This window comes from Luteimonas chenhongjianii (assembly GCF_002327105.1).
GTDB classification, from domain to species: Bacteria; Pseudomonadota; Gammaproteobacteria; order Xanthomonadales; family Xanthomonadaceae; genus Luteimonas; species Luteimonas chenhongjianii.
In genome coordinates this window covers 705883-719202 of record NZ_CP023406.1, presented here as the reverse complement: position 1 = coordinate 719202, position 13320 = coordinate 705883, and the positions used below count along the sequence as shown (strand labels likewise).

At 71.1% G+C, this 13320-nt stretch carries 12 protein-coding genes; 5 read left to right on the top strand and 7 right to left on the bottom strand.

All coding sequences use genetic code 11. The annotated features are described in order from the left end of the window. Positions 1-60 precede the first annotated feature (60 nt). Positions 61-876 carry a hypothetical protein gene (locus CNR27_RS03260; protein ID WP_233580271.1) on the top strand — a complete coding sequence of 272 codons (816 nt, stop codon included), beginning with the start codon at positions 61-63 and terminating at the stop codon, positions 874-876. Positions 877-1272: 396 nt separating this feature from the next. Here CNR27_RS03260 and CNR27_RS03255 read toward each other — a convergent pair whose 3' ends face one another. The 5 genes from CNR27_RS03255 to CNR27_RS03235 form a co-directional block, all read right to left on the bottom strand. Further along, complete coding sequence (locus tag CNR27_RS03255; protein ID WP_096296918.1) at positions 1273-1887, bottom strand: superoxide dismutase family protein; 615 nt, start codon at positions 1885-1887, stop codon at positions 1273-1275. A 101-nt stretch (positions 1888-1988) separates the two neighbouring features. Further along, positions 1989-2540, bottom strand: a complete 552-nt coding sequence (locus tag CNR27_RS03250; RefSeq protein WP_096296917.1) for a superoxide dismutase family protein — start codon at positions 2538-2540, stop codon at positions 1989-1991. 46 nt (positions 2541-2586) lie between these two features. Further along, entirely contained in the window at positions 2587-4023 is a 1437-nt protein-coding gene (gene ntrC, locus CNR27_RS03245; RefSeq protein ID WP_096296916.1) for a nitrogen regulation protein NR(I), read from the bottom strand. Next, positions 4020-5111 carry a two-component system sensor histidine kinase NtrB gene (locus tag CNR27_RS03240; RefSeq protein ID WP_096296915.1) on the bottom strand — a complete coding sequence of 364 codons (1092 nt, stop codon included), beginning with the start codon at positions 5109-5111 and terminating at the stop codon, positions 4020-4022. Before CNR27_RS03240 ends, ntrC begins: the two co-directional genes overlap by 4 nt. 107 nt (positions 5112-5218) lie before the next feature. Continuing rightward, on the bottom strand, positions 5219-6010 hold the full coding sequence (locus CNR27_RS03235) for a rhomboid family intramembrane serine protease (RefSeq protein ID WP_096296914.1): 792 nt from the start codon (positions 6008-6010) through the stop codon (positions 5219-5221). A gap of 157 nt (positions 6011-6167) precedes the next feature. On the opposite strand from CNR27_RS03235, the gene CNR27_RS03230 reads away from it, so the two are divergent. Both CNR27_RS03230 and CNR27_RS03225 read left to right on the top strand, forming a co-directional pair. Further along, a complete protein-coding gene (locus CNR27_RS03230) occupies positions 6168-7337 on the top strand; it encodes a class I SAM-dependent rRNA methyltransferase (RefSeq protein WP_096296913.1) in 1170 nt (389 codons plus the stop codon). 187 nt (positions 7338-7524) lie between these two features. Beyond that, the gene (locus CNR27_RS03225; RefSeq protein WP_096300221.1) at positions 7525-9447 is read left to right on the top strand and encodes a virginiamycin B lyase family protein; all 1923 of its coding nucleotides are present in this window, start codon (positions 7525-7527) and stop codon (positions 9445-9447) included. Positions 9448-9503: 56 nt separating this feature from the next. On the opposite strand, the gene CNR27_RS03220 is transcribed toward CNR27_RS03225, so the two are convergent. Beyond that, positions 9504-9743: a DUF1653 domain-containing protein gene (locus CNR27_RS03220; RefSeq protein ID WP_096296912.1), complete on the bottom strand. Its 240-nt coding sequence runs from the start codon at positions 9741-9743 to the stop codon at positions 9504-9506. 99 nt (positions 9744-9842) lie between these two features. On the opposite strand from CNR27_RS03220, the gene CNR27_RS03215 reads away from it, so the two are divergent. After that, the gene (locus CNR27_RS03215) at positions 9843-11294 is read left to right on the top strand and encodes a DNA recombination protein RmuC (RefSeq protein ID WP_096296911.1); all 1452 of its coding nucleotides are present in this window, start codon (positions 9843-9845) and stop codon (positions 11292-11294) included. A gap of 152 nt (positions 11295-11446) precedes the next feature. Then, the gene (locus CNR27_RS03210; RefSeq protein WP_096296910.1) at positions 11447-11992 is read left to right on the top strand and encodes a glutathione peroxidase; all 546 of its coding nucleotides are present in this window, start codon (positions 11447-11449) and stop codon (positions 11990-11992) included. A 227-nt stretch (positions 11993-12219) separates the two neighbouring features. Here CNR27_RS03210 and CNR27_RS03205 read toward each other — a convergent pair whose 3' ends face one another. Further along, on the bottom strand, positions 12220-13302 hold the full coding sequence (locus CNR27_RS03205; RefSeq protein WP_179948214.1) for an MlaA family lipoprotein: 1083 nt from the start codon (positions 13300-13302) through the stop codon (positions 12220-12222). Positions 13303-13320: the final 18 nt, after the last annotated feature.

The following is a 13320-nucleotide window of genomic DNA, read 5'->3' as shown; positions in this document are numbered from 1 at the left end:
CGCGCGGCCGCCAGCCCGCAGGTGCACGGCGTGTTCGCCCTGGAATTGAGCGACGACGCCATGCCGGCGCGCGCGGCGCTGGGCCAGGCGGCCGCCGGCGAGCTGGCGCGATTGCTCGGGCGCGACCTGGGCGTGCTGGTGCCCGCGGCGCGCGAGCTCGACCTCGTGCTCGCCGGCGCGCACTTCGACCCCGCCGAGCTGCTGCGCCCCGGCTGGCCGATCCATCGCCGCCTCGACGAACTGCGCCAGCGCGCGCCGCAGTCCGGGCAGGGCGCGCGGATCATCGCCTTCGGTGCCGACGCCGAAGGCGTGGTGCCACTGCCGTTCCAGGCGGACCCGCAACTCGCCGGCGGCCGCCTGCGGGTTCTGCCGTATCTGTTCGCCGGTGAGGCGGCGGTCGTCGAAGCGGTGTCGGCGCAGATGGAGGCCGACCTGCTCGATCTGGGCATGGCGCAGGCGGACACCGCGCTGCATGCGCAGGAGGCGTTCGGGGTGCGCATCGAACATGCGCGCTATCTGACGCTGCACGACCTGCTGGCGATGACCGCACTGCAGTACCGCAACCAGGGCCTCGATCCGCTGTGGGACGTGCTGGAAACCGCGTTGCTCGCGGCGGACTCCGAGGCCTGGCTCGACGCTCCGCCCGAGCCGCTGTTGCGCTATGTCGATGGCGAGGTGCGCATCGCGATGCTGTCGGCCGAAGACTGGCGACGCCGGTGCGCCGGCACGGAACAGGATCAGGCCCGGCTCGCGCATGGATTCGCGATGTACGAGGCGCGCCAGCGCCAGTTCGGCGCGGTCCTGCAGGCCCATGGCGTGCCGCTGGTATTCGCGCACGTGCCAAGCGGACAGGATCCGGTCGCCGCGCTCGGCTGACGCACTGCGCAGCCTCCGCGCACGCGTTGCGCGGCAGGAAGCGCGGAACGTGCAGCTGCACGCTCCGCGGGCTTCGCCTATCGGGAAGTTGCGGCGAGTGCCCCGGCTTGCGACGCCGCGGCGAAGCGCCGTCCAACGCGCGCATCGGTCCGTGCCGCGGTGTCGGCACTTCCGCGAGAAACGGTGAAACGCGCCCTCAAGCGGGTCACCACGAGGAAGATCGGAGCCGGCCGACGCACGCAGCAGGAACCAGTGCCTTGCGGCGGACCCGGCCGATGCCCGGGCAGTGCCCGATGCGGGCTGCAGTCCTGCGCGTGGAACGCGTCGGCGCGGCGCTTATCCGCAAACAAGAAGGGAGTGTCCCGCTGCCGGCGGACACTCCCACTGGCGCGAGGCTCAGTTGGCCTTGATCACGCCGCAGGCCAGGCGGTCGCCGGCATTGCCGGTCGGCTGGGTGGTGTAGTCGTCGGCGTCCTTGTGGACGATCACCGCCTTGCCGACGATGTCGGTCACGGCGCCATCGCCGAGTGTCACGCCTTCGAGCCAGCCCACGACCTGCGCGGTGCCGTCGGCACCTGCGCTGATGTTGTCGCTGTCGCCGGCATGGTGGTCGCCATGCCCGACGCGGCCATGGGCGCTGCCGGCGGGATTGAAGTGGCCACCGGCGCTGCTCGCGTCGGGTGCGCTGCAGTCGCCGTTCTCATGCACATGGAAGCCATGGGTGCCGCCGGGAGGGAGGCCGGTCACGGTCCCGGTGACGTCGACGCGGCCATTGCCGGGCGTGAAGCGCAGTTCGCCGGCGGTCTGGTTGCCCTGGGTCGGCTGCAGCGCGACGATCGCGACCGTCGTCGCGGCGCTGTCGCCCGGCGTGGTGCCGGTCGTATCCGCAGCGCGATCCGCCTGCGCCGCTGCATTGTCGCTGTCATCGGCGCTGCGATCGGCGCCGCCGCAGGCGGCCAGCGCAAGGGCCAGCGCGGCCGGGATCGGCAGCAGGAAACGGGACTTGTGCATCGGTGTTCTCCTCGATCTGGAAACTGGGTGCGGCAGTGGCCGCGTGGAAATATGGACGCGCGCCAGCATCCGCTTCCCCGGGTTGGAACCATGTGATCGGTTCAGCGCGGCTGCACCGTGCCACAGGCGACGCGCGCACTGATCGCGCCCGGCGTCGCGCCCAGCACCAGCAGGGAACGGCCGACGATGTCGTTCGCGGCGCCACCGCCGAGTACCGCGCCGGGCAGCAGCAGATCGAGCGTGGCGACGCCGTTCGCATTGGCGATCACGCGGCCGCGATCGCCGGAATCGGGCTGACGCGAGGGTGCGCCGGCCCGAGCATCGAATTCGGGACCTGCGCTGCTCGCGTCGACCGCGCTGCAGTCGCCGCGCGCATGCAGGCGCACGTTGTGGGTGCCGTTGCGGACCAGGCCACCGATCTCGCCACGCACGCGCACGCCGCCGGCGTCGGGCGACAGCACGAGCCGCCCGCTGACCAGCGAACCCGACGCCGACGCGAGATTGGCGATCGCGCCCTGGGCGGTGCCCGTAGCGGCGATGGTGGCGGGCGCCGCGGGCGCAGGCGGCTGCGCCGGCCGGGGGGCGCTGGCGCAGCCCGCCAGGACGCCGGCTGCTGTGGTGGCAAGGATCTGGAGTCGGGAGAGGCGATTCATGGCGGTCACCTTAGCCCGCGCCTTGGGCGCATCGATGAAAGGATCCTCAACCGCGCTGCCCGCGCGCGCCGAGCTTGCGGGTCAGGGTGTTGCGGCCGACCCCGAGCCGGCTCGCGGCTTCGGCGCGGCGGCCACCGGTGTGGACCAGCGCGGTTTCGAGCAGGGCGCGATCGAGCCGGTCGCGCGCCTGCGCATGGATGTCGTCGTCGCCAGCCCGCAGTCGGGCATCGGCCCAGGCGCGCAGCGGGCGCTCCCAGTCGTCGGCGGCCTGGCTGCCGGCGTCGGCGGCCGGGGCGCTGCCGGGCGCGGTCAACAGGCCGTCGAGATCCTGCGGCGTGACCAGATCGGCCGGCGCCAGCGCGGCCAGACGCCAGCACAGGTTCTGCAGCTCGCGCACGTTGCCCGGCCAGTCGTGCGTGCGCAGCCGCTGCAGCGCGGCGCGGCCGAGGCGCTTGGGCGGCGCGTCGAGCTTCACGGCGGCAGCCTGCAGGAAGCGCTCGGCAAGCTGGCCCACATCCTCGCGGCGCTCGCGCAGCGGCGGCAGGCGCAGGCGCACGACGTCGAGGCGATGCAGCAGGTCGGCGCGGAAACGGCCTTCGGCGACCAGGCGCTCGAGGTCCTGGTGGGTCGCGGCGATCACCCGCACGTCAACGCGGATCAGCTCACGCCCGCCGACCCGGAAGAACTCGTCCTCGGCCAGGACGCGCAGCAGGCGCGTCTGCAAAGAGGCCGGCATGTCGCCGATCTCGTCGAGAAACAGGGTGCCGCCATCGGCCTGTTCGAAGCGCCCCACGTACCGTCGCGAGGCCCCGGTGAACGCGCCGGCCTCGTGGCCGAACAGCTCGCTTTCCAGCAGATCGGCGGGGATCGCCGCGGTATTGAGTGCCACGAACGGACGGCGCGCGCGCGGCGATTCGCGGTGCAGCGCGCGCGCCACCAGTTCCTTGCCGGTGCCGGTCTCGCCGGTGACCAGCACCGACACCGGCGCCTGCGCAAGGCGCCCGATCGCGCGGAACAGCTGGCGCATCTGCGCGGTATCGCCGACCAGCGCGTCTGCATCAGCATCGGCATCGCCGCCCGGCGCGGGTTCGGGCTCCTGTGCGCTGTCGTGGTCGCCGAGCACGCGCGCGGCCAGGGCCACGGCCTCATCGAGATCGAAGGGCTTGGAGAGGAACTCCTGGGCGCCGCCACGGAATGCGCCGGCGGTGCTGGCAACGTCGGTATAGGCCGACATCACCACGACCGGCAGCTGCGGATACCCGTGCTTGAGCGCCTCGAGCAGCTGCAGCCCGGAATCGCCCGGCATGCGCACATCGGTGAACAGCAATGCGGGCGGCGGCCGCTGGGCCAGCGCCTCGTGCACCGCCTGCGCGCTGTCGAAGCCCGAGACGTCGTAGCCGGCCTCGCTCAGCGCAGTGGACAGGACGAAGCGCACGGAACGGTCGTCGTCGACCACCCAGATACGCGCTGCGGGCAGGCTCATGCGACAGGCGCCTCCGGCGCGGTGGTTTCGCTGTATTGGGGATCGCCCGAAGCATCGTCGTCCGGGAACGGCACCTGCAGGGTGAACACCGTGTGCCCGGCGCGCGAGCGGTAGACCAGCGCGCCGCGATGCTCGCGTGCGACCTGCTGGGCAAGCGCGAGCCCCAGACCGCTGCCATCCGCGCGCCCGGACACCAGCGGCAGGAAGATCTGTTCGACGATGTTCTCCGGCACGCCGCGGCCGTCGTCGACGACCTCCAGGCGCAGCACCATCGCGTGCACCTCGTCGCCGAGGCGCACGCCGAGCGCGGCGCGGGTGCGCAGGGTGATGTTGGCGGCGCCGGCCTGGATCGCGTTGCGCACGAGATTCCAGATGGCCTGGGTGAGCCGATCGGGATCGCCGAGCAATTCCGGCAGGCTGGGGTCGTAATCGCGGACCATGCGCACCGCCCAGCCGGCATCGGCCTCGGCCAGTCGCAGCACCTGTTCCAGCACCCCATGGATATTGAGCGCGCGATGCGGCGTGGGCGCACGCGGCGACAGCAGCTGGTCGACCAGCGTGCCCAGCCGCGCGACCTCGCTGTCGATCAGCGCCACCAGTTCGCCCGATTCGCCATCGCCGACGCGACGCGCCAGCAGCTGCGCCGCGCCCTTGAGCCCCGCCAGCGGGTTGCGCAGCTCGTGCGCCAGGCCACGCAGCGCCGCCGACAGCGCCAGCGGCATCGCCTGCGTGGGATCGGCGCCGGGGAACTCGTCGACCGGATGGGCTTCGAGCAGCAGGCCACCATCAGCCTCGCGCGACAGCCAGGCATCGGCAAAACGCGGCTCGCCGCCGAGAAAGGCCAGGGCCAGCCGGCGCACCCGGATCGCCCCGTCGCTGGGATCGCCGGGCGTGCGCAACGCCTGTCGCAGCACTTCGCCGTCGACCTCCAGCGCTGCCAGCGGCTGGTCGAGCAGCCGCTTGCGGCCCACGCCGAGCCACCGCGCGAAGGCGAGGTTGCAGGCACGGATACGCCCGTCCGCCGCGGCCCAGACCAGCGGCGTGGTCAGTGCATCGAAGACATGCGGGGGCGGGGTTTCGTCGGCCATTGCACCAATGTAGTGCATGGAGTCCGGCATCGACAGACACACGGCGGGATTTTGCGGTTCGATCCCAGCGCAGCCGGGTGCCCAGGCGAAAGCCCGCGATCGCAGGATCAGCGTTCGTCCCCGCGCGCGCCGCGCCGGTCCGGAAAGTGCAACACCACGCCACGCGGGGGCTCGGGCCGTTCCCACAGCACCGGCACGTCATGGGGCGCGGGCGGTTCGAAGGTTTCGCGGCGTTCGAGTTCGGCGCGGGCGGCCTGCTCTTCCTCGATTTCCCAGCTGTAGCGCCGGCGCGGCGGGACGGGATCGGCATGGCGGAACCAGAACGCGGCCAGAATGCCGCCGATGGCGCCGCCCATATGCGACTGCCAGGACACGCCGGGCTCCTGCGGCAGGACCGTCAGCAGCATGCCGCCGTAGAACAGGAAGGCGATCATCCCGGCGGCGATCGCGGGGCGGTCGCGCCGTAGCAGGCCGAGCACGAACACCAGGAACATCAGGCCGTGGGTCACGCCGCTGGCACCGAGATGGTAGGAACCCGGCGCCCCCATCAGCCACGCGCCCAGTCCGGAACCGAGCCACATCAGCGGCAGGCCGCGCAGGGTCGCCCTGGGATAGACCACCAGCGCCAGCGAGCCGAGCACCAGCAGCGCGCTCGCGTTGGCGATCAGGTGCTCTGGAGAGCCGTGCAGCAACGGCGCGGTCAGCAGCCCGAGCAGGCCGCTCCATTCGCCGGGACGTACCGCCAGCGGACGCCAGTCGAGCATGCCCTGCACGCCGAACACGATGACCAGCAGCAGCACGAAGCCCACGCTGGCCTTGAGCGCGCGGGTCAGAAGCCGCCGGTCGCGTGCGCGCTGGGCATGGGAGTCGGGGATGTCGTCGGGGCTGTCGAGATGCATGCCACCAGCATGGCGACGGATCCCCCCGTTGCAAGCCGGGACGGGCTTCCGCAGCGAGCCCTGCCGACCAGTCGCTGCGCGTGTTCCTCGCGCGGCCCGTCTCGCGCCCGCGCGCCACTGCGGGCGCCATCGTCGGCGAGCCCGTAGAATTCCCGGCATGCAGACTTCCTATCCCGTCGTCCGGCTGAAAAACGCCTGGCGCTCCAGCCATCCGTGGATCTTCCAGCGTCTCGTCGAAAAGCCCGCCCAGCGACCCAAGCCGGGCAGCATCGTCGACGTGATCGGCGTCGAAGGCGAGTGGATCGGCCGCGGTTTCTACAACGGCCATTCGCGCATCGCCGTGCGCATCCTCGAGACGCATCCGGACGTGCCGGTGGATGCGGGCTGGTTCTCGCGCAAGATCGCCGAGGCGGTGTCGCTGCGGCGCGAGGTGCTCAAGCTCGACGACGTCTCCGATGCCTGGCGCGTCGTGCACAGCGAAGGCGACGGCCTGTCGGGCCTGGTGGTGGACCGCTATGGCGACCTGCTGGTCGTGGAGTTCTTCAGCGCCGGCATGTTCCGCCACCGCGAATGGATCTACGAGGCGCTGACCGAACAGTTCCCCGGCTGCCGTTTCCACAGCTTCGCCGACGAGCACGTGCAGAAGCAGGAGAGCTTCGACTACCGCGGCAGCGTGCCTGCCGAGCCGGCGATCATCACCGAATACGGCGTGCGCTTCCGCGCCGATCCGGCCGGCGCGCACAAGACGGGTTTCTTCGCCGACCAGCGCGAGAACCGCGAATGGCTGAGCCGCCATGTCGAGGGCCGCCGCGTGCTCGATCTGTGCTGCAACACCGGCGGCTTCGGCGTGTACGCGGCGGTGCGCGGCGCCAGCGAAGTCGTCGGCATCGACATCGACGAGGACGTGATCGAGATCGCCAAGGGCAACGCGAAGCTCAACGATGTGCGCATCAAATTCGTGCAGGCGGACATCTTCCCGTGGCTGCGCGATGCATCGAACGCGGGCGATGCCTACGACGTCGTCGTCCTCGACCCGGCCAAGATGACCCGCGACCGCGAGCAGGTGATTCCGGCGCTGAAGAAATACCTCGACATGAACAAGCTCGCGCTCGGCGTGGTCAAGCCGGGCGGGCTGCTGGCCACGTTCTCGTGCACGGGCCTGGTCAGCGAGGAGCAGTTCCTGGACATGCTGCGGCGCGCGGCGTTCTACGCCAACCGCACGATCCAGATCCTCAAGGTATCGGGCGCCGGTCCCGACCATCCGTTCATGGCGCACGTGCAGGAATCGCGCTACCTCAAGGCGGTGTTCTGCCGCGTGGTCGACTGACCGCGTGAGGCGGCGGGCGCGGCCCGGCACGCGCCGGGCGCTGTGGGCGGTCGCCGCACTGACGGCGCTCGCCCTGGCCGCAAGCGTCGCGCTGGAATGGCGCAGCCCCGAGCGCCCCGAGCCGGGGCCACCGCCGGCGGGACTTCCGGCGCGTATCGAGCTTGCCGCCGGCGATGGCCACCGCGGCATGCGCGATGGCATGCGATCGACGGCGCGTTTCGACGATCCCTTCGGCATCGCCGTCGCCGCGGACGGTACGGTCTTCGTGGCCGATGGCGGCGCCTCGAACCGCATTCGCCGCCTGCACCCCGATGGCCGTGTCGACACCCTCGCCGGCGCCCTCGAAGGCTTCGAGGACGGCATCGGCGCGGATGCACGCTTCCATACGCCGTCGGGCCTGGCCATCGATGCAAGCGGCGCGCTGTATGTCGCCGACACCGGCAATCACGCGATCCGCCGGGTCGCCCCGGACGGCACCGTGACGACGCTCGCCGGCGGCGGCGGGGCCGGCTTCGCCGATGGCCCGGCCGCGCAGGCACGCTTCCATGCGCCGATCGGCGTGGCGGTGGACGCGGCGGGCCGCGTGTACGTCACCGACAGCTTCAACGACCGCATCCGGGTGATCGAGGCCGGCGCGGTACGCACGCTGGCCGGCGATGGTCGCCCTGGCTTCTTCGACGGTGCCGGCGGGCAGGCCCGCTTCGATACGCCGGGCGGCATCGCGGCAGGCAGGGACGGCGCGCTGTGGGTGGCCGACACCGGCAACCATGCGCTGCGACGGGTGGCGCCCGATGGCAGCACCACGACGCTGGCGCTGCTTGGCAGCGACGCGGACGCGGCGCCGACGGCACCGGTCTCGATCGCGATCGATGCGCAGGACCGCCTCTACCTCAGTGAGCTTGCGCGCGGCCGCGTGCTGCAGATCACGCCCGACGGCCGGGCGCACGTGCTGACCGGTCGCGACATGGCCCAGCGGCTTGCGCGCCCTGCGGGCCTCGCCTTCGACCGCCATGGCCGGCTGTGGGTCGCCGATGCGGCGGCGCGCCGCGTGCACCGCATCGTGCAGGTGCGGCCCGACGGCGCGAAACAGAACCTCGACAACGCCGCCGTGGGCCCGGCTCCGGATGCCGCCCTGCCCGACACCCGCGGCCGCTGGCCGCTGGCGCCGCAGGACGGCTGGCACGAAGTGGTCGGCACGCTCGGCGAGGTGCGCGGCAATTTCCGCGGGGAATCGCGCAGCCATCTGCACGCCGGCTTCGACGTGCGCGGCGATGTCGGCGCACCGGTGCTGACAATCGCCGATGCCAAGATCACCAACCCCTACGCGGCGGCCGCGTTCGGCGACCAGGCCGAACACATGGAAATCGATGACCTGACCTACATGCACATGCGCGTGGGTCGAACGCCGCGCGGTGAAGCGCTCGATCCGCGCTTCCAGCTGATCGAAGGCGAGGACGGCCGACCGCTGCGCGTGCGCATCGCACGCGGGACACACCTGCGCGCCGGCGACGCGATCGGCACCATCAACGCCCAGGCGCACGTGCATCTGGCCGTCGGACCATGGGGTTACCAGCGCAATGCGGTGGGCCTGGGCTTCCGCAACTTCGTCGACACCGTGGCGCCCCGCATCGACGATCTGGCCCTGCTCGAGGCCTTCGACCAGCCCTTGACCACCCGCGAGGACGGGCGCCTGCGCGTGCCGCGCGACGGTGGCGGCGTGCAGATCGTCGTCGAAGCCTGGGACCAGGTGGACGGCAACCTGCCGCGCCGGCGCCTCGGGCTGCACGCGCTGGGCTATCAGCTCCTGCAGGCCGACGGCACGCCGCTGCCCGGGTTCGAGGCGCCGCGCATGACCATCGATTTCGATCGCATGCCGCCGCACCGCGAGGCCGTCCGCATCGCCTATGCCGGCGACAGCGGCATCACCGTGCATGGCGCCTCGCGCACGCGGTTCCGCTACGCGATCAACAACCTGGTGCGCGACGGGCGCCTGGAACCGTCGCTGTGGGATCCGGCGACGCTGTCGGCTGGCGATTACGTGCTGCGCGCGGTGGTCCGCGATGCCGCCGGAAACGACGCAACGCGCGAGCTGGCTTTGCGCCTGTATTGAGCGTCGCTTGCGGCTTTGGCGGACGCAAACCGGTCATCGCGCTGCGTGCCGATGCCCTACACCGCCTCTTCGAGCCGGGCGAAGCGCGGCGCCTCGACACCGTCGACATCGACAGTCCCCACGAACATCGCATGTGGCCGCACCCACAGCGCGCCCTCCCCGTACAGCGGCCGGTAGACGACGACGGGCTCGAGCGTCTCGCTGTGGCGCGCCACGCCGATGACCTCGTAGTCCCGGCCCTTGTAGTGGCGGTAACGCCCAGGCGCCAGCGGCGGAAGTGCGGGTAGGTCGGACATGGCCTGCTCGTATCGGTTGGCGCGCAAGCCTAGGCCATGTCGCGATCACGCGCGCACGCCAGGCGCAGCCGATGAGACGGCGACCGCTAGAATCGACCCATGAATTCCACACTCGCATTGCTCGTCCTGATCCTGCTGGTCGCAGTCGCCGCCACGGCGCTGCTGGTCATCCTGTTGCTGCGCCGCCCCGACCAGGGCGGCGACGCGCTCGAACGCGCCCTGCGCGAGGAGCAACGCGAGGGCCGCGGCGAGCTGCGCCAGCAGCTCGATGCCTCGGCCGCATCGCAGATGCAGCGCATCGATGCGTTCGGCGCGCAGCTGCAGGCGGTGGCCGCGCGCACCGATCAGCGCCTGGACGAGTTCACCACGCGCACCGACGCGCGGCTCGATGCGTTCACGCGCACCACCGACGAGCGCCTGGGCGTGCTGCGCGCGGCGCTGACCGAGGATGCGCGCAAGAGCCGCACGGAAAGTTCGGAGCAGCAGCAGCGCTTCGCCGATGCGCTCGGCGCACGTCTCAACGAGCTCACCCAGCGCAACGAACAGCGCATTGGCGAGATGCGCGCGACGCTCGAACAGCAGCTGCAGCGCCTGCAGGCCGACAACGCCGCCAAGCTCGACCAGATGCGCGCGACCGTCGACGAGAAGCTGCAGACCACGCTCAACACGCGCCTGGACGCGTCGTTCAAGATCGTCTCCGAGCGCCTGGAACAGGTGCAGCGCGGCCTGGGCGAAATGCAGCAGCTGGCGACCGGCGTGGGCGACCTCAAGCGCGTGCTGAGCAACGTCAAGGATCGCGGCGGCTGGGGCGAGGTGCAGCTGGAAAACATCCTCGAACAGACGCTGACGATGGAGCAGTACGGACGCTCGGTGCGGGTCAAGCCCGACAGCACCGAGGCGGTCGACTTCGCGATTCGCCTGCCCGGCCGCGGCAGTGCCGAGGCGGTGGTGTGGCTGCCGGTCGATGCGAAGTTCCCGCGCGAGGATTACGAGCGGTTGATCGATGCGCAGGAGAAGGGCGACGTCGACGCGGTCAAGACCTCGGGGGCCCAGCTCGAACGCGCGATCCGCGTGCAGGCGAAATCGATCTGCGAAAAATACGTCTGTCCGCCGCATACGACCGACTTCGCGGTGATGTTCCTGCCCACCGAAGGCCTGTACGCGGAAGTCATCCGGCGCGCGGGCCTGGCCGATCTGCTGCAGCGCGAGCATCGCGTGGTGCTGGCCGGGCCAACCACGTTCAACGCCCTGCTCAACAGCCTGCAGATGGGCTTCCGCACGCTGGCGATCGAGCAGCGATCGAGCGAGGTCTGGCAGGTGCTGGGCGCGGTGAAGAGCGAGTTCGGCAAGTTCGCCGGCATTCTCGAGAAGGCCGAGAAGCAGATCAGCACCGTGGGCAAGAGCCTCGGCGAAGCCAGCCGCAAGACGCGCACGATCGAGCGACGCCTGCGCGGCGTGGAAACGCTGCCGGGCCCGGATGCGCAGGCCTTGCTGGGCGAGGCGCTCGACGATGTGGCCGGTGAGGACGACGACGAGACCTCACCCGCCTGAACGGTCCACGCCACCGCTGCGCCGGCGGACCGGACGCGCCGGCCGGCCCAGCACGCCTCGTCAGGTCCGATGATCCGCGGGGCGTCGCTGTGCGAAACGGAACGTTCGCGGCGTCCCGTTACCATCACCGCTCCTCCCGTGGGAGCGACGCCATGACCGCACCGCTGACCGACATTCCGCTCAGGACCATCAACGGCGAGACCACCACCCTCGCCGCCTACGCCGGCAAGGTGCTGCTGGTGGTCAACGTCGCGTCGAAGTGCGGGCTGACCCCGCAGTACGCGGGCCTGGAAGCGCTGTACCGCGAAAAACGCGAGGCGGGATTCGAGGTGCTCGGCTTCCCCGCCAATGACTTCGCCGGCCAGGAGCCGGGCACTGACGACGAGATCCGGCAGTTCTGCAGCCTCAATTACGACGTCAGTTTTCCCCTGTTCTCCAAGATCGCGGTGACCGGCGCGGCAATCCACCCGCTGTTCGAGGCGCTGACGCACGCGCAGCCCGAAGCGACCGGCGAAGGCCCGATGCGCGAGAAGCTGCGCGCCTTCGGCACGCCGAATCCGGCGCCGGGCGTGCTGTGGAATTTCGAGAAGTTCCTGATCGACCGGAACGGCCGCGTGGTGGGCCGCTTCGCGCCCGATGTCACGGCGGACGATCCGCGCCTGCGCGCGGCGGTGGAGGCTGCACTCGCGGGCGACTGACGGGTCGCGCTGCAACTGCGTGCGGGGACTTTCGTCGCAGGACGCGCGGGCGGCAAGACGCAGCCGGGCATGGGCGCTGCCAGCGGCGGCACGCGCACCGCCGTCCTGCCTGCACGCGGTGATCGGGCGCGGACCTCGCGATGTCTCCACCCCTGCTCGCGCGACCCCCGACAGCAGAAAGCCCCGCTTCCGCGGGGCTCTCCGATCCGATCAGCTTCCGTGGCGCCTCACGGTGTCGGCGACAGCGGTACCACCGGCATCACGTCGACCGGCACTGTCGGCATCACATCGTCCTCGTAGAGATAGTCCGGCAGGCCGGCCTCCTCGTCCGCACGGCCGCGGCGCGCAGATTCGATCTGGTAGGCGCGACGCTGCATCCAGGCATCGCGGATCAGTGTGTACTCGTCCACCGCGCCTTCGCGCATGCTGTCGACGGCGAACAGGCGGGTCCGCAGATCCACCAGCTGCAGGCCTTGCAGGCCGAATCGCACCTGGTCCTCGCCGACCTGGCGCAAGGGCGACAGCGGCGCATCCCCGATCAGGCCGAAACCATCGCGCAGCGTGCGCGGGCCGAACAGCGGCAGTTCCAGATAACGCGAATTGCGCCAGCCCCAGACGCCCATGGTCTGGCCGAAATCGGCGCTCTGGTTGGGAATGTCCGCATCCGTCGCCGGATCGAAGATGCCGCCGATCCCCAGCGTGCTGTTGAGCAGGAAGCGGCCGAGCGACTGGCCGGCGGCAACCGGCCTGCCCTGCAGCAATGCGTTCAGGGCACTGACCGGCTGGCCGAGATTACTGAAGAAGTTGGTGACGCCGAGCCGCACCGGCCGCGGCACGACCCGTGCATAGACCTTGGCCAGCGGCTTGGCGAAGCCCCGGTCGACAGCACTGTTGAAGGCGAACACCCGCCGGTTCAACGGCTCCCACGGGTCGTAGATGCGCGGCATCTGCGCCGCTTCGGGCAGGGTGGGATCGTAGACCGGGTCGTAGACCGATTCGCCGTACAGGGCCGCGTAATCGAGCTCGGCGTCGGTGGGCGTATCGGCTGCGGGCGCGGCCTCGCCGGCTGTGGCCGCGACCTCGTCCTCGACCTCGACGACGACTACCGAATCGGGCGCGGGCGCCACGTCGGGCACGCCGCTGTCGGCAACGCCGGGCGCGGTGTCCGATGCCAGGGCATCGGGCGCGGCGGTGGCAGTCGCAACCGGCGACGGCACCCGATCGCGCGGGGCGCCGGTACCTGCGCAGGCGGCGAGCATGGCCGACACGACCAGCGAAGCCAGAAGGCGGAACGGAACTGGGGGCGACATCGTCGGGTTTCCGTGGAG

Bases quoted from the DNA above. Each gene is read 5' to 3' on its own strand.
- CNR27_RS03260 (WP_233580271.1), top strand. From the start codon at position 61: ATGCCGGCGCGCGCGGCGCTGGGCCAGGCGGCCGCCGGCGAGCTGGCG.
- CNR27_RS03255 (WP_096296918.1), bottom strand. From the start codon at position 1,887: ATGCACAAGTCCCGTTTCCTGCTGCCGATCCCGGCCGCGCTGGCCCTT.
- CNR27_RS03250 (WP_096296917.1), bottom strand. From the start codon at position 2,540: ATGAATCGCCTCTCCCGACTCCAGATCCTTGCCACCACAGCAGCCGGC.
- ntrC (WP_096296916.1), bottom strand. From the start codon at position 4,023: ATGAGCCTGCCCGCAGCGCGTATCTGGGTGGTCGACGACGACCGTTCC.
- CNR27_RS03240 (WP_096296915.1), bottom strand. From the start codon at position 5,111: ATGGCCGACGAAACCCCGCCCCCGCATGTCTTCGATGCACTGACCACG.
- CNR27_RS03235 (WP_096296914.1), bottom strand. From the start codon at position 6,010: ATGCATCTCGACAGCCCCGACGACATCCCCGACTCCCATGCCCAGCGC.
- CNR27_RS03230 (WP_096296913.1), top strand. From the start codon at position 6,168: ATGCAGACTTCCTATCCCGTCGTCCGGCTGAAAAACGCCTGGCGCTCC.
- CNR27_RS03225 (WP_096300221.1), top strand. From the start codon at position 7,525: ATGCGCGATGGCATGCGATCGACGGCGCGTTTCGACGATCCCTTCGGC.
- CNR27_RS03220 (WP_096296912.1), bottom strand. From the start codon at position 9,743: ATGTCCGACCTACCCGCACTTCCGCCGCTGGCGCCTGGGCGTTACCGC.
- CNR27_RS03215 (WP_096296911.1), top strand. From the start codon at position 9,843: ATGAATTCCACACTCGCATTGCTCGTCCTGATCCTGCTGGTCGCAGTC.
- CNR27_RS03210 (WP_096296910.1), top strand. From the start codon at position 11,447: ATGACCGCACCGCTGACCGACATTCCGCTCAGGACCATCAACGGCGAG.
- CNR27_RS03205 (WP_179948214.1), bottom strand. From the start codon at position 13,302: ATGTCGCCCCCAGTTCCGTTCCGCCTTCTGGCTTCGCTGGTCGTGTCG.